Source organism: Natrinema hispanicum (assembly GCF_004217335.1).
GTDB lineage: Archaea > Halobacteriota > Halobacteria > Halobacteriales > Natrialbaceae > Natrinema > Natrinema hispanicum.
In genome coordinates, this window is the sequence record NZ_SHMP01000008.1 from 140940 (window position 1) to 156692 (window position 15753).

Sequence of the window (15753 nt, forward strand, 5' to 3'; positions counted from 1 at the left end):
ATGATTGCATGGAAAATCCACACGATCGTTCGGATCGGTTCGAGCTCATCGCCGCGTGCGACGGTGACGTGCTCACCAAGTTGGCGAACGAAGTGCTGGCGGACGACCCACCGCTGTCCGTTCTGCAGGAACCGACCCCACAGCTCGTGATGCAACGTGTCGTCGAGCCCGTCGAAAAACGGCCGTTCAATCTCGGGGAAGTCGTCGTGACACCCGCCGAGGTTGAACTGGACGAGGACCGCGGATTTGCGATGGTCCCCGGCAAGAACGAACGGGCCGCCCTGTCGGGAGCGATCGTCGACGCTGCCGTCGCCGGCGGACACCGACTGACCGACGACATCGCGACACGACTTCGCAGCGTCTCCGAGGACCGACAGGCGGACCGCGAGCGTGCGTGGGCAGAGAGCACCCATACCGCCGTCGAGTTCGAAACCATGGAGGACGACCTGTGAGAGCGCTCGATGTCGACCCCATCCACGGGACGCGTCAGACGTTCCGTGCGCTGTGTGATGTCATGAGTCGACCGGGAACGGTCTCTCGGATTCAGACCACGCCCGCGGACTACGCCATCACCGCCACCCTGGTCGATCACGAGGTGACGTTTCACTCGAGCGACGAGGAGCTAACTGCGGCGCTGGCCGACCAGGGACGGCACTCAGCGGCCGATCCGACAGCGGCCGATATCGTCCACGCAAACGGGACGCCGTCGTGGGACGTTCGCGACCTCGAGCGCGGATCGCTCGTCGAACCGAGCGAGGGTGCGACCGTCATCTACCGCGTCGAGGGACTGTCGGAGACCCCCAAGGATGGGCTGACGGACGTCACCGTTTCCGGACCCGGCGTTAACGGGACCACCACGTTCGGCGTCGGGCTGCCCGCAGCGGAACTGTCCGCGCTCGCGGACGCCCAAGCAGACTACCCACGCGGCGTCGACGCCGTCTTCGCGAGCGACGATCGCGTCGCCGCACTCCCGCGGTCAGTCACTCTGTGCGTCGCAGACGGCCCCGAGTCGAGCGAGAACGACAACGGAGGCGATCGCTGATGGGCTATGTTGCCGTCACGGCCGGCGAAGAGATAATCGAGCGAGCCGAGGACCTGTTCGAGAAACAGCGCCTCGCCGGTGACGAAGAGACCATCACCGTCGATCAACTCGAGGGACAACTCGAGCGGCTCACCGCGCAAGCGATGAGCGAAGGTGGGCTGTACGCACCGCGGCTGGCTGCACTCGCAGTTAAGCAGGCACAGGGAGATACCGTCGAGGCAGCCTTCCTCTTGCGTGCGTACCGGTCGACGCTAGAGCGGTGGGACGAGTCGGTCCCGGTCGAGCCTGCCGAGATGTTCGCTACCCGACGCGTCTCGCCCGCGTTCAAGGACGTCCCCGGCGGTCAGATCCTCGGGCCGACCAAAGACTACACGCAGCGATTGCTCGACTTCGATCTTGAAGGAGAGGACGACCCCGACGATCCAACCGAGACGTGGGACCTCGAGGACGCCGAACCAACGACGCTCACTAACGTCATGGACGTCCTCCGCGAGGAGGGGCTGGTTCACGACCCCGAGGTACCGGACGTCGATGCCCCGACCGATACGACTCGAGAGCCGGTCACGCCGCCGGTCGACCGCGACGCCGTGCTCCAGGAACTTGCACGCGGGGAGACGGGCGCGGTGACCGCCCTGGGCTACTCGGCGCTGCGGGGATACGGGCAGGTACACCCGACGCTGGCGGAGGTCCGCGTCGGAAAACTGCCGCTGACCATCGAGCATCCCTACACGGGCGACGAGGTAACCGTCGCCGACGTCGACGTCAGCGAGAGCGAAGCGGTCGTCCCGGTGTATGCAAAGCGCGACGACCCGCAGTTTGCCTTCGGCTACGGACTGACGTTCGGTCGCAACGAACGGAAAGTCATCGCGATGACTATCCTCGACGCCTCCATCCAGCTCGACAGCGAGGACGAGCCCGCCGAGAACGCCGAGTTCGTCCTCGACGTGGTCGATGGGATGGATTCGTTCGGTTTCATCGAGCACCTCAAACTCCCCCACTACGTCACGTTCCAGTCGATTCTGGATCGCATCCGCGCTATTCGCGAACGAAAAGGCGCAGGCGCAGGGACCACGGGCGACGACGAAGCCGAGGGTAGTACAGCCGACGACAGCACGGACCCGACCGACCGAGAGACGATCGAGGCGAGTGACGATGACTGAAACCGACGACATCGACGTGGAGACGGCGGTACCGACCGACTCCGTCGAGGCCGCCCTCGAGAACCTCGAGGGAGACGGCCTCGAGGGCTACAACTACGCCTATCTGGACGAACACACCAAACGCGAGGTCAGACGCGCCACCCTGAAGGCCATCGCGATCCCGGGCCATCAGGTCCCCTACGCGTCCCGGCCGATGCCGCTGGCGCGTGGCTGGGGGACCGGCGGTATCCAGGCGTCGCTCTCGTTGCTCGGCCCTGAGGACACGTTCAAGGTCATCGACCAGGGCTCCGACGAGTCCGTCAATGCGGCCAACATCCGACGATTGGCCGAGGACACCGCCGAGGTGGCGACAACCACCGACACCACCGAAGCCGACGTGATCCAGACCCGCCACCGAATCCCCGAGGAAGTATTGACCGAGGATCAGATCCTCGTCTTGCAGGTGCCCGTCACCGACGCGCTCCGTAAGGTGGACTCCTCGGACGCGGCGAACCGGCGGCGACACGCCCACCGAAACTACGGGAAGATGTGGGTCCACCTCTACGAGAACGTCGTCGAGTGGGGCGAGATCAACATCGCCTCGCGCTACCCAACGATGGTCGGCGGCCGCTATCTGATGGATCCCTCGCCGATCCCGCGGTGGGACGTGCCCAAACTCGACGACGCGGACACACTCTTCGTGTTCGCGGCGGGACGCGAGGCGCGCATCTACGCCGTTCCGCCACACACCGAGGTCGAACCGCTCGCGTTCGAAGATCGGTCCTTCCAGATCGAACGGTTCCCCGACCAGTCGTGTGCTGCCTGCGGCTCGACCGACACCTACCTCACGGAGGTCGAGACCGACGATGGCGAGCGCTACTACGCCTGTAACGACACGAGCTTCTGTCTGAAACGGCAGGACGATCCCGCGCTCCCGAAGGACCACCACCTCGAGCGGTCCGGCGTAGACTGGGGGCCGGGCACGCCAGATACCGGTGCGACTGACGGAGGTGACGACGAATGAGCCTGCTCGAGGCGACCGGCCTGAGCAAGGTCTACGGCGAGGGCTGTGCGGTCTGTCGGGACCGCACCGGCGACCGTGCGGGGACGAACCAGTGTCCGGCCTGCGGGAGCGTCGTCGCCTGCGCCGACGTCGACCTCGACCTCGAGGCCGGCGAAGTGCTCGGGATCGTCGGCGAATCCGGCAGCGGCAAGTCGAGTCTCGCCGAGATGCTGGCACTCGAGCCAGAAGGCGAGGGTCGACAGGAGGGGGCGGTCCACCTGGAAGGTCACGACGGGAACCTGCTGGAGGCTGACTACCAGACGCGCCACGAACTCCGCAACGGCGAGATCGGCCTCGTCCACCAGCACATCCGCGACGGGCTGAACCTCGAGTTCACCGGCGGCGGCAACGTCGCCGAGAAACTGCTGTCCTCGGGGTGGCGCAACTACGAGGATGTCCGCGACCGCGTCCGTGACCTGTTCCGCGAGACGGAGGTGCCCGTCGACCGGATGGACGATCCGGCCCACACGTACTCCGGCGGGATGCAACGGCGCGTCCAGATCGCCCGCGCGCTGGCGAACGATCCCGAGCTCGTCATCCTCGACGAGCCGACGACGGGACTGGACGTGAGCGTTCAGGCCCGCGTCCTCGACGTATTCCGACGGATCCAGCGTGAAGAAGGCGTCGCCGCCATCGTCGTCTCGCACGACCTCGGCGTCGTCCGCCTGCTGGCCGACCGGACGCTCGTGATGCGCCACGGCCGGGTCGTCGAATCCGGCCTGACCGACCGCGTCATGGAAGATCCACACCACGAATACACGCAGACGCTCATCAACTCGGTGATATAAATGACAGTTCTAACCGTCAACGGTCTCTCGAAGACTTTCGACATGCACGTCCTCGGGGAGAAGCAGGTCGTCGGACTCGACGACGTCTCCTTCGAGGTCGACGACGGAGAGTTCCTCGCCATCGTCGGCGAGTCCGGCAGCGGGAAGTCCTCGCTGCTGAAGTGCATCTACCGGACCTACCAGCCGACGTCCGGCCACGTTGTGTTCCACGACGCGGACGGTGACGTCGACTTGGCGGCCTGTCCCGAACGCGACATCATCGAACTGCGCGACGACGCCATCGGCTATACGTCTCAGTTCTTAGATGAGATCCCCCGCGTTCCCGCCGTGGACGTCGTCGCCCGACCGCTCCGCGAGCAAGGCGTTCCGATCGACCAGGCACGGGAGACAGCCGAGTCGCTGCTCTCGCGGCTCAACCTGCCCGATGAACTGTGGGACGCCTATCCTGCCACCTTCTCCGGCGGTGAACGACAGCGGATTAACCTCGCACAGGCCATCGCACCCAAGCCGCGTCTGCTGTTGCTCGACGAACCGACCAGCGCGCTCGATCCAGAAACGCGTGCGGCCGCGATCGAGTTACTCCGGGAGTTCCTCGACGACGGAACGACCGTCGTTGGCGTCTTCCACAACCGCGACGTTATCGAAGCGGTCGCCGATCGAGTCGTCGTTCTCGAGGACGCACGCATGAGAGGGGTCGTTCCCATCGAAGAGTACGACGGTGAGGAGTTGGATGGGGAGGTGGTTGCGTGAGCGAACCACGTGAGCGAACGAGAGTACGCCAGCGCAGCGCGCTGGAGGTGGTTTCGTGAGCGGACAGCGCGCGGTCAACGAATCGACGATCGTCGTCGAAAACGCCCGCCTCGTCACGCCCGAGGCCGTCGTCGAAGGAGCGCTCCGTATCGAGGGCGACCGGATCACCGATATCGGCGACGTTGAACGGCGCGCAGACGAGACCGTCGACGCACGGGGTCGCCTCGTTCTCCCCGGACTGATCGACCTCCACGGCGACGATATCGAGTCCCACCTCCACCCGCGGTCGGGTGCACGGATGGACACGCACATGGCGCTCGCCGCCGCCGACCGTGCGAACCTCGCTGCCGGCATCACGACGAAGTTCCACGCGATCTCCTTCGAGGTCGATCCCGAGGAGAACCGTTCGCCGGAACTGGGCGCAGAGATCACCGACGCCGTCGAGCGCGCCGACGACCTCATGGCAGACCACCGCATCCACGCTCGCTGTGAGGTGACACAGGAACGGTGCGTCGAGGCTGTGGAAGAGCTCATCGCCGCCGGTGACGCCGATCTCGTGTCCGTGATGAGTCACATCCCCGGCAAGGGCCAGTTCCGCGACGAGGAGGCGTTCCTCGACTACTACCGCAATTCCCAGAAACACACGATAGAAGAAGCACAGGAGTTGATCAAAGAGCGCGGCGACCTCGAGCTGGCAACGATCCGCGATCGGGTACACCGCGTCGTAGAGACGGCCCACGATCACGGTATTCCGACAGCCTCGCACGACGACGAGGAGGCCACAGAGGTCGAACGGCTCTCTGATATCGGCGTAGACATCAGCGAATACCCGATCACGCTCGAGACAGCGAAACGTGCACACGAACTGGGGATGACCGTCACGATGGGTGCGCCAAACCTCGTCCGCGGTGGGAGCCAGTGGGGCAACCTGCGAACGGCAGACGCCATCGACGCCGGTGTCGTGGACGCACTGGTCGCGGACTACCATCCCACGTCCCTGCTCGCCGCGCCGTTCGTCGATACCGGCGACCCGCTGCCCGAGCGAGTCGCTCGCGTCACGAAACAGCCGGCCGACGCCGTGGGACTCACTGACCGCGGACGGATTGCGGAGGGAGCACGGGCGGACCTTGTGGTGATCGACGAGAACCCAACGCCGACGGTTACGCAGGCGCTCGTCGCAGGCACGCCGGTCTATCGCGCGGAGGGATCACCATGAATCGACTCGGTGCGGCTATGGACGTCCGCTTCGGGGCGTCCGTCGAGGAGTTCCTCAAGTTCCTCACCGAACTCGGCCTGAATCACCTCGAGGTCAAACGCGAGTATCTGGAGGGACACCCCGACGTGCCGACGGCAGCTGAACTCGGCGAGTTGGCCGACCGTTACGATGTCTCTCTCACGTACCATGCACCGTTTCGCGACTGGAACATGGGCAGTTTCAACGACGGCGTCAGACGGGCGAGCGTCGAGCAGGTCAAACGGACCCTCGACGATGCGGCGACCGCCGACGCTGGTGCCGTGGTCGTCCACGGCGGTGCCGTTCCCCACCGCTATCCCGAGTGGGTCCGCGAGAAGGCCGCCGACAACGCCCGTCAGTCACTGCTCGAGTGCGCCGAGTACGCCGACGAGATTGGCGTGGCGCTCTGTCTGGAGAATCAGCCACGGAACGAGTCGAAGCGACGCTACACGACTTCACCGGCTGATCTCGAAGCGACGCTACAGAACGTTCCGATCGACGGTGATGCCCTCGGTGTCACGCTTGACGTGGGCCACGCAAAGGCAAACGGCTACGACTGGCGTGACTTCGTTGACCGGTTTGGCGAGCGCATCCGCGTCTGCCATCTCCACGATAACGATGGCACCGGCGACACCCATGATCCGCTGCCGTCGTACCGAGAGATCGTCGAGACAGTCCCAGCGGACTACTTCGTCTTCGAGATGAAATCCGTCGACGATGTCGCGCGCTGTATGGGAGTGGAGAGCCCGTCGATTGACACCGCACTCTAATACATTGGCAAGACTACACGCTTCTGGAATGTAGAGCGTCTACAACCGAACTCTAGAGGAGATCGATCTCCTGGATTACAGCACGCTGGAAACACGATACGAAGACAGGGCCGCAGGTCGTCCACCGGAATGCGGACGACCGCTCTGTGAGCCGCGCTAACTACCACTCACCGTCTATTCACCACAGCAGTTGTCTCAACTTCAGTGGCTGTGTTCATCAACAACAGCTTTGGGATGTGATACTGTCGGCCAGCAGTCAAGACGAAGTCGATCGTGAATTCGCGGCCGTCTCCACTGGTGACGGCCGCAGCAGCGCGACCGATCTTCACGTAGTTCTGTCCGCCAGTAGCGTTCGTAGGCCCCAAATACAAGTGAAATTGTCATAGTGAAAAGTGCGTTTATGAAATGCGTTTGTTGAAACACATGATGACGAGAGGCTCACAGATGCGACAATCTCGGAGATCACCCGAGCAATCGGACAAAACAGGGAGTCGACAGGCGCGACGACGAGCCGTGTTGAGTGGTCTCGGAACGACGGCCGTTGCGGGACTCGCAGGATGTACGAGTGTCTTACCCGACGGCAAAGCGAGTGGTGACCGAACCGTGACAGACATGGCCGGTAGGGCCGTCGCTATTCCAGATGATCCCGAACGGATCCTTGGCATCGGAGCCGGCACACTCAGACAGCTCGCATACATGGATGCTACCGATCGCGTCGTCGGCATCGGAAGCGTCCGAGAAAGTATACTGAACGAACTTCCGTATCTTGTAGCCAACCCTGAACTTGGCGACGTACCAACTTTCGGCGACCGTGGTGCAGACCGAGATGGCGACACCGAACAGATCCTCGCTGTCGAACCCGACGTGATCTTTTTCACTGGAAACAGCTCGCGCGCCGACGAGTTACAGCGGCAGACGAACACACCAGTCGTCCTCGTGGAGATCGAGAACATCTTGACTTCGGATGGCCGTGACGTGCTGTTCGAGACCTGGGAGACAATCGGTGAGGTCCTCCGCTCACCAACGCGCGCCGAAAAGTTAGCGACATTCCTTGAAGACACCGTGGCCGATCTAGAGAGACGTACCGGTGACATTCCCGTCGGGGAGCGCGTGGAAGGTTACGCCGCTGCGTTTCGCTTCCGGGGCGCACACGGCTTGTCGACTACCCGTGGCGATACGACGATGTTTCACCTCGTCAACGTCGAAAATGCCATCGAGGGACTCGAGACTGACCAGAAGTCCATCACTCTCAGCCACGAGCGCCTGCTCGAGGAGGATCCTGAACGAATCTTTCTCGACGTTACGAGTGTCGAGAGAGTACTCGAAGACATCGACATGAATCCAGAATTCGAGGCACTGACTGCGGTGCAGGAGGGCGAGGTTTACCCCGTCTTGCAGGTCTATCGCGACATGCGTAACTTCGGGCCAATGATCGCGAACGCCTATTTCGTTGGAAAGACATCCTACCCCGACCGCTTTGCTGATGTCGATCTCGAGACCCGGATCGACGATGTCTTCGAGGCGCTGTTTGGTGAGCGACTCTACGGAGACCACCTGCACGCACAGTTCCCACATGTCTATCGACCGCTCTTCTGATTCCATGCCACACCAGAGTTTGCGCGCGTATCGGGAGGCGGTACGTCGGAAGATTGCCTTTCTCGTCGGGATGACAGGACTTCTGGTCGTCCTGTGGATCGCCGGCGTTGTCGTCGGGTCCGTCTCGTACCCGCTTGAAGAGGTACTGGCTGCACTCGTCCAGCGCGGTCCAGAGACACAGCAGTTGGCGGTCTGGCACGTCCGGATTCCGCGCGTGCTCGCGGCGACGATCGCTGGCGGCGGCCTCGCGGTCGCGGGTGCGGCGATGCAATCGATGCTTCGGAACCCGCTCGGAGCGCCCTACACCCTCGGTATTTCCCACGCAGCAGCCTTCGGTGCGGCGACGACAATCGCCGTCGGCACGGCTGGGCTCGAGGGAGGCGTCCTTTCGCTCTCAGTCGAAACGATCGGTGCGTTCGTCGCCGCGATGACAGCGGCCGCAGTGATCCTCTTTTTAGTCACCTCCAGAGAGGCGACTCCCGAAACGCTGATCCTTACGGGCGTCGCGATCGGGTCGCTGTTCAGCGCCGGGCTGGCGACGATCCAGTATTTTGCGACCGATGCCGAGGTCGCCGAAATCGTCTACTGGACTTTTGGCGATGTGAGTCGGGCGGCGTGGGATGAACTCACAATTATGCTTACGGCATTCGGCTTGGGACTGGGCTATTTCATCTACAACGGCTGGAACTACGATGTCCTCGACGCTGGGACTGAGACTGCACAGAGCCTCGGCGTTGACGTCGAATCACTTCGCATCCGAGGGATGGCAGTTGCGTCGCTGCTGACGGCGGTGATGATTTCGTTCGTTGGTATCATTGGCTTCGTTGGCCTTGTTGCACCACACATCGTCCGGATGACGATCGGCGGGACCGAGCGGTTCCTGTTGCCGGCGTCGGCAGTCACCGGGGCAGCGCTGCTCGTCGCTGCGGACGTGTTCGCCCGGACGGTCATTGCTCCGATCGTGTTGCCAGTCGGTATCGTCACGTCGTTTCTCGGCGCACCGCTGTTCCTGTATCTGACTGTCACCGGGAGGGAATACTGGCGATGACTCTTGAGATCACCGATCTCCGGTTTCAGTACGGTGATAGCACCGTCCTGGATGGGATCAATATGAGGGTGGACGCGGGTGAAATCGTCGGCCTGCTTGGCCCCAACGGATCGGGCAAGAGCACCCTCCTCAAATCGATCCCTCGGATTCACAACCCCGACGCCGGACAGATCACCATCGACGGGCGGAACGTCGAGGCATTCAGTCCCAACGAACTCGCTCGAGTCGCTAGCTACGTCCCCCAACACAATGACAGCGCGCTCCCCGCGACGGTTTTCGAGACGGTCTTACAGGGGCGTCGGCCACACGGCGGCTGGTCGCCGAGTGAAGCCGACCGGGAGGCGGTCACAGAAGTCTTAGAGCGGCTCGAAATTGAACAGTTTGCCACCCGACGAATGAGCGATCTCAGCGGTGGTCAACAGCAGAAGGTACGCTTCGGACGTGCATTAGTCGGTGACCCTTCAGTAATGGTCTTGGACGAACCGACCAGCGCGCTCGATCTCAAACACCGTCTCGATGTAATGGAACTCGTTTCTACGCACGTCCAGAACCGAGACGTGGCAGTTGTCGCCGCCTTGCACGACCTGAACCTTGCCACCCGCTACTGTGACCGTATCGTGTTACTCCACAACGGGCGGATCTACGATGCAGGCTCCCTCGAGATCCTCACACCGGATACGATCCGGACGGTTTACGGAGCGAACGTCTCGGTGGTTCGCCACGACGGAGAACGGTTTATTCTGCCGAATACCTCGTCGAGGACGAACGACACAGACGCCAGTTAATCTCCTAGAAGAGAAAAGCCCGACACAGTTCACGGGTTGAAAGCGCTAGTGGCTAGTATTATTACAATCACATTCCCAAGTACATCAGGGCTTTACCCGAAGCGGTCTACGTTCTCTATTGACTGCTGCTCTACGGTCAGCTGTCTAAATTTTCTACTTCTCGGGAACGCAGATCCAACGCTCAGTCTAGATGCGTATCAGTCAGCGAAGCAGCGAGAGTCCCGAGGAGGAGCTCTCCCAAATCACGAACCCTTCCTCAACCGGGACGAGCCCACCAATCGTGCCAAAGTGGTACTCGGCGCGCGACCAGGTGGTCCGCCCCTCACCTGTCGATCGGTCGTAGACGCTAACCCCGTCGTTTGTCCGCCCGAACGCGACCCAGTCGTCACCGACCACTGGACGGCCGGTAACGATGCCAGTATCGACGTCCCAACGGATCTCGCCCGTGGCAGCATCAAGGGCCACGCTCGTGGTCCCGGTACCGGCGGGAACGAATACCTCGTCACCAGCCACCGCAAGTCCGGCGTCGATTTTGTTGACACCGGGAAGCGAGTGAGACCAGTCCACCTCTCCGGTCTTGGCGTCGAGAGCGTAGACCGTCCCATGGTAGTCGGCAACCCAGACCGTTCCGTCGAGAACTGAGGCGGACCCGCGAACCTCCTTGCTCGAGATGTTCCTGTGCCAGCGCTCCTCGCCGTTCAGGTCGTACGCGAAGATACCGGAGCCGCTTCGGGTTGTGTAGATGCTATCATCGTCAATAGCTAGCGTTTCGCCGGCACCCTCGAGCTCTTGGACCGTTCCGGTATTGATGTCGACGGCGGCGAGACTCCCTCCAGCAACGTAGACCGTGTCGTCGAGAGTCGCGACAGTGGCATCGTTGCGGTGGTGACTTCCGGCGTCAGCTCGCCAGTACCGGTCGCCCGATGTCTGGTCAAGGGCGGCCAGCTGATTCATTCCTGGGGCGAAGACGGCCTCGCAGGCGAGCAGCGGTACGGCAGTGATGCCGTCGGCGACGTCGCGACCCCACATCGGCCCGTTCATCGGCGCGTCGAGGGAAACCGCAGCGAGTCCACCACTTATGGGGGTATACGCTGTTCCATCTGCGACCACGGGGAGAGACAAAGCGTGTTGCTGCTGCCCATCGTCGTCACGGATGCTGGCGAGCAGGTCCACAGCGGTAGCGTCAGGTGCTGGCGGAACAGTGGTAGTCCGACCGGTGCGTCCGGGGTCACCACCGGCAGTCGGCCACGCCCCTGGTGGATCGTCACAGGGGCCTTCGATCGGGGTATCGCCTGCAAGTTCGCGTCGAATCCGACCGACACAGCCGGCCGTTCCGACGGAGGCGGTAGTACCGATGGCAGACAGGAGGGCTCTTCGGGAGGGCATCGAATTACAGTGTACTTGACAGCAAAAAAATCTTCCGCACGAGCGTACCATCAGTCCATACCAGCAAGCGGGCTATCAAACAGTGAAGCCCACCGCCATATGTCGATTCAACACAGCCGAACGAACAGACAGCTCCATCGATGTCAACGCGATCGACGCTGGCGACGAACACATCTCAGTAACCGTTATCTCGGCCGGTGGCAAGCGCGATGAGCGCAGACCCATACTTGAGGTACTCGATAGGGTACGCTTACCGGGGAAGCGCTTCAGATAATCGATCAGTTCATCGCTGTTATTGACTCGCTTAGTGGGCTAAACAACAGGTACAGCGATCACTGTCGAAAATCGAGATCGGAAAGGAAGAGTAAAAAGCAGAGCAAACCTTCGTCAGAGCCCCGAGGAGAAGGCAGATAACCAGCTCACTGCGGCCAGCAATGTACTTGGAGCAATCCTCAATCAATTGGCCACGCTGAATCGCGGTCGCCAGCAGCTTCAACCTGCCAAATTCGCCGGCTCGAGAGTGGTGCTACGTCGATCATCGAACAGGTGGCCACGTCCCGTGAAGCAAATAGTTAATCGACATCGAAAAGAGATGCTATGAACACGAGGCCATGAATGAAACGAATCCGACACTACTTCGCGGGATATATGCCGTCGTCGCGGCCGCATTGGTAATCGGCGTCGCGTTGGGTGTGGTAAGTTTTCAGGGGTTCGTCGGTGGGACGGGACAGGTTCCATCGATACTGGATATCCTTGGATACGGCCACATTGCCGGGGTCGCGTTTACTGCGAGTTTGATCCTAATCGTCAGTAGTCTCGCGCTTGCGTTCGCGGCCAACGAGTTCCTCGAGCCTGAGTAACTCGGCACCCGATTTGGCTCACCGCGCTGTGACTTCCGCGTTCGATAGACTCGATATGGCCGTTTGGCGTGCTTCTCATACGACCGGACAACAGTCAGTGAATACTCGATCGCGTCTCGACGGCTGTCACCGTCGGCGACAGCGTCGTGCGTGCGATCGAAGGACGAACCGTTTTGTCCGGCAGTATCACCCTCCCTGTTTCACTACTCCCAACCAACGGTGTTGCGGCGACCGACGAATCAGCATTCGACCGAAGTCACGCCTCGAACCACCACACAAAACGGACGAAGCTGACGGTTCACCAATTAAAAGTCACGCTCTTCGTCGATACGGAGCGGACGCGATCTTGGAACGCCACATCCCCACGACCCGAAACCACGATACGCGGGTCGCACCATCGGTCATCAACCGCAACGCAGTTGAACTCAGAGTTTTGCTTGGAGACGGGGGAGACGACGATCAGCAGATTCGAGCAATGGCCCGCGAAAACGGGATTCGGCTACTCATCAAACACCATGAATTCACCTCACTTCAGCAAGCATGGAATGCTCGGCTGGAGTCCAAACTCTACCGCCAACGGAGTCAGAACGAAACGGTGAACTCTCGACTCAAGCGGAAATACGATGCGTTTGTGCGTTCACGCCGTCGGTGGAAGACATTTCGTGGACTTGTCCTTTCGTATATTGTTCACAATATCGACTGAACTCTCTACTGAGCAGTATAGTGTAGGGTTATCGAGATCCCACTTCGCATTCGTCACAGCGATCAGTAGGAGAGGGCTACCTGTTCGTTCGGAGGTGCTCTGAGAGGCGGACGGGCATTGCTCTGAGAACAACCACAGCAACTCCAGTTAGTGCGATCAGCAATACATTTCTCTATGAAGAAACTGAAAGCAAGAATGACGTTTATCAGTTACCAATAATTTAGGACAGGCGTATTATTCCATCACTTGATTAAGAGGAATCTTACTATATTTCTTCTCACTTAGATCCGTGTACAGTTTGGTGAAAAAGTGTGAAAATAAAACGGATAAAAGGTAGGAAGCGTGCGGCGGCACTGGTGGGGGTTCTCCTCATCGTAGTGGCGGGGATCGGCATGATCACGCTCGGAGGCGTTGCGGTTGACAACCCGTTCACAGTGAGCGACAGGAGCACGGATACTTCCACGACCCCCGGAAGCGAAGGCACCGCGGACGAAGAGAACGCGGCGACACCGCCACCCACGACAACCGAGTCCGATCCTGAACCCTCGGACGACCACGTTGAGGACAGGACAGGGGTCAACTTCGTTCCAGGCGTCGAGGATTTCAGCGTTTCAACAGAAGTGTTTGATGAGTCCAGCCCTGACGTTGAAGACGGCTTTGTAACCCCAGGCGAACATAGGCTACTTCGATTTGATATGATCATCTACAATATGGGAGACGCAGATGCCGAATTGGGCCGTCCTGAGAACCGCCCTGATCTGTTCGAATATTCGGAGTCCCATGGTCACGCGCACTTAAAAGGTTTCAATAACTATATCCTGCTTGATGAATCAGGCGAGAGGACGGGCGCGGTAAGAAAACAGACATTCTGTCTTCGGGATCTGTACCAAACCCGTTCAACCGCCAGTAATAGCTCCCAGTTCGATTGTGAGTATCAGGGGATCAGTGCCGGGTGGGCTGACGAGTATGACGCGTCTCTGCCCGGTCAATATATTGTTATTGATAATCTCCCTGATGGAGAGTACACGCTGCAAGCCACGACGAACGCAGCAGGCACGATTGACGAGACGTGCGACGACGATAACACCGTTCGCGTCGACCTTAGTATAAACAATGATACAGTTACGGTTCATACTCCACAAAGCCACTATGTGAGACCGTCTGCGTGCTGAGATATTTATAACCGTCTTTAAATTTCACCAGGGCTGAATTGACCAATACAGAGAGTGTTCTCGCCGACCTGATTACGTAAAATATAAATAAAATAATTTATATTCCCGCGGAATTCCTCGGTATATACGAGACAGAAATCACCGTCATGTGTGTCGACATTGCGGTAACGTCATGGCAACATCGTCTCCAAACGAAGGCCCACGAAAGTGCTTCAATTGTGGCGAGAAACTCTTCTCACTCTTTCTTAGCCGTCCTGAAGTTCCTGATGAGCAATATTTCCATCAATTATAATATATATTACTGATTTCTACCGCGATAGATTAGACACACAACAGGCGCAAGACCACAGTCGCTAGAATGTGTAGCCTGTCAACGAAGCAGATGGATCGCAGCAGGTGGAATCGTCACTCGAACGCTAGAACCAGCTTCAAGCGGTAATTGGTCAAAACTCGGTGGACGAATCGTCGTCGTAAGCGTGATCGGTGCGTCGTCAAAATCGACTTCCACCCGATACTCATTCCCTTCAGTTAACCATCGGTCGATCGTCCCCGACACCGTGTTCTCATCATGGAGGTCGTCACCCTCGTTCGGCGTGTGTACCTGCATGCGCGATGGATGGATGCAGAGAGTGACGGTTGTCCCAGCTGCGGCCGTCGTCGTCGCCTGAAGACGAATGTTGCCAACTCGAAGAAAAGCGGTGTCTTCGCGCTGTTCAACGACAGTTGCGTCGAACAGATTCTCGTTGCCGGTAAATCTCGCGACGAATTTCGTTGCAGGACGGTTGATAACGGTCATTGGCGATCCCACCTGTTCGATTGCACCGTCGCGAACGATGGCAGTTCGGTCACCAAGCGCCGTCGCCGTTCGCTGATCGTGGGTCACGTAGATCACCGGTATCTCGAGCGATGTGAAAAGCGCATGGAGTTCTCTGCGAAGTCGACGCCGAATCGGCGCGTCGAGACTGGCTAGGGGCTCGTCCAATAGCAGGAGGTCAGGGTCTGCCGCTAACGTGCGTGCAAGCGCGACACGTTGCTGTTCGCCGCCAGACAGTGTCGGCGGGCGGCGATCGAGCACGTCCGTGATCTCGAGCAGCGATGCGAACTTCGTGATTCGATCCCGGTCAGTCGCGGCATAGCCGATGTTCTCTCTGGCAGTCATGTGCGGGAACAGAGCACCGTCTTGAAACACGAGGCCAGTCCGGCGCTCTTGAAGCGGACATCCATTGAGACGGTCGCCGTTCAGCGAGATGGTTCCACCATCTGGATCGACGATGCCCGCGATCAGCGATAGCAGTGTCGTCTTGCCACTTCCCGACGGGCCGAGGATCGAGAGGACTTCGTTGTCGACGGTGAGATCGACTGGGCCAAAGTCGAAGGTGTCGTACGTCTTGGTAAGGGAATTGACTTCGAGCATTGC

Annotated in this window: 15 protein-coding genes and 2 pseudogenes; 15 read left to right on the forward strand and 2 right to left on the reverse strand. The window is 60.2% G+C overall.

The genetic code is table 11. The features are described from left to right. Positions 1–8: 8 nt before the first annotated feature. The 12 genes and pseudogenes from phnG (at position 9) to BDK88_RS18700 (ending at position 10215) form a co-directional block, all read left to right on the forward strand. Positions 9–452 carry a phosphonate C-P lyase system protein PhnG gene (gene phnG / locus BDK88_RS18645; protein ID WP_130501659.1) on the forward strand — a complete coding sequence of 148 codons (444 nt, stop codon included), beginning with the start codon at positions 9–11 and terminating at the stop codon, positions 450–452. Then, on the forward strand, positions 449–1042 hold the full coding sequence (phnH, locus tag BDK88_RS18650) for a phosphonate C-P lyase system protein PhnH (protein ID WP_130501660.1): 594 nt from the start codon (positions 449–451) through the stop codon (positions 1040–1042). The genes phnG and phnH overlap by 4 nt, the downstream gene beginning before the upstream one ends. Beyond that, positions 1042–2202, forward strand: coding sequence for a carbon-phosphorus lyase complex subunit PhnI (locus BDK88_RS18655; protein WP_130501661.1), 1161 nt, complete (start codon positions 1042–1044; stop codon positions 2200–2202). Before phnH ends, BDK88_RS18655 begins: the two co-directional genes overlap by 1 nt. Next, complete coding sequence (locus tag BDK88_RS18660; protein WP_130501662.1) at positions 2195–3205, forward strand: alpha-D-ribose 1-methylphosphonate 5-phosphate C-P-lyase PhnJ; 1011 nt, start codon at positions 2195–2197, stop codon at positions 3203–3205. The genes BDK88_RS18655 and BDK88_RS18660 overlap by 8 nt, the downstream gene beginning before the upstream one ends. After that, positions 3202–4032, forward strand: a complete 831-nt coding sequence (locus BDK88_RS18665; RefSeq protein ID WP_130501663.1) for an ATP-binding cassette domain-containing protein — start codon at positions 3202–3204, stop codon at positions 4030–4032. Before BDK88_RS18660 ends, BDK88_RS18665 begins: the two co-directional genes overlap by 4 nt. Beyond that, a complete protein-coding gene (locus tag BDK88_RS18670) occupies positions 4033–4782 on the forward strand; it encodes a phosphonate C-P lyase system protein PhnL (RefSeq protein ID WP_130501664.1) in 750 nt (249 codons plus the stop codon). A 55-nt stretch (positions 4783–4837) separates the two neighbouring features. Next, complete coding sequence (locus tag BDK88_RS18675) at positions 4838–5998, forward strand: alpha-D-ribose 1-methylphosphonate 5-triphosphate diphosphatase (protein WP_130501665.1); 1161 nt, start codon at positions 4838–4840, stop codon at positions 5996–5998. After that, positions 5995–6786, forward strand: a complete 792-nt coding sequence (locus BDK88_RS18680) for a sugar phosphate isomerase/epimerase family protein (RefSeq protein WP_207225330.1) — start codon at positions 5995–5997, stop codon at positions 6784–6786. Before BDK88_RS18675 ends, BDK88_RS18680 begins: the two co-directional genes overlap by 4 nt. A gap of 74 nt (positions 6787–6860) precedes the next feature. Next, positions 6861–6947 (forward strand): annotated as a pseudogene (locus BDK88_RS22410) (IS5/IS1182 family transposase); the annotation flags it as partial. Between the two features lie 352 nt (positions 6948–7299). Further along, positions 7300–8382 carry an ABC transporter substrate-binding protein gene (locus BDK88_RS18690; protein WP_130501667.1) on the forward strand — a complete coding sequence of 361 codons (1083 nt, stop codon included), beginning with the start codon at positions 7300–7302 and terminating at the stop codon, positions 8380–8382. Between the two features lie 4 nt (positions 8383–8386). Next, positions 8387–9430, forward strand: a complete 1044-nt coding sequence (locus BDK88_RS18695) for a FecCD family ABC transporter permease (protein ID WP_130501668.1) — start codon at positions 8387–8389, stop codon at positions 9428–9430. Continuing rightward, positions 9427–10215, forward strand: a complete 789-nt coding sequence (locus BDK88_RS18700; RefSeq protein WP_130501669.1) for an ABC transporter ATP-binding protein — start codon at positions 9427–9429, stop codon at positions 10213–10215. The genes BDK88_RS18695 and BDK88_RS18700 overlap by 4 nt, the downstream gene beginning before the upstream one ends. Before the next feature lie 201 nt (positions 10216–10416). Here BDK88_RS18700 and BDK88_RS18705 read toward each other — a convergent pair whose 3' ends face one another. Beyond that, the gene (locus BDK88_RS18705; protein WP_165397003.1) at positions 10417–11601 is read right to left on the reverse strand and encodes an outer membrane protein assembly factor BamB family protein; all 1185 of its coding nucleotides are present in this window, start codon (positions 11599–11601) and stop codon (positions 10417–10419) included. A 611-nt stretch (positions 11602–12212) separates the two neighbouring features. Between BDK88_RS18705 and BDK88_RS18710 the strand changes: the two genes are divergently transcribed. The 3 genes and pseudogenes from BDK88_RS18710 to BDK88_RS18720 all read left to right on the forward strand — a co-directional run bounded on the left by BDK88_RS18710 (position 12213) and on the right by BDK88_RS18720 (position 14336). Continuing rightward, positions 12213–12461, forward strand: coding sequence for a hypothetical protein (locus BDK88_RS18710; protein WP_130501670.1), 249 nt, complete (start codon positions 12213–12215; stop codon positions 12459–12461). 185 nt (positions 12462–12646) lie between these two features. After that, a pseudogene (locus tag BDK88_RS21920) lies at positions 12647–13164 on the forward strand (transposase); the annotation flags it as partial. A gap of 356 nt (positions 13165–13520) precedes the next feature. Next, positions 13521–14336 (forward strand): lysyl oxidase family protein, encoded by an 816-nt coding sequence (locus BDK88_RS18720; protein ID WP_242611720.1) that lies wholly within the window; start codon positions 13521–13523, stop codon positions 14334–14336. Positions 14337–14706: 370 nt separating this feature from the next. On the opposite strand, the gene BDK88_RS18725 is transcribed toward BDK88_RS18720, so the two are convergent. Continuing rightward, the gene (locus tag BDK88_RS18725) at positions 14707–15750 is read right to left on the reverse strand and encodes an ABC transporter ATP-binding protein (RefSeq protein WP_130501672.1); all 1044 of its coding nucleotides are present in this window, start codon (positions 15748–15750) and stop codon (positions 14707–14709) included. Positions 15751–15753 lie beyond the last annotated feature (3 nt).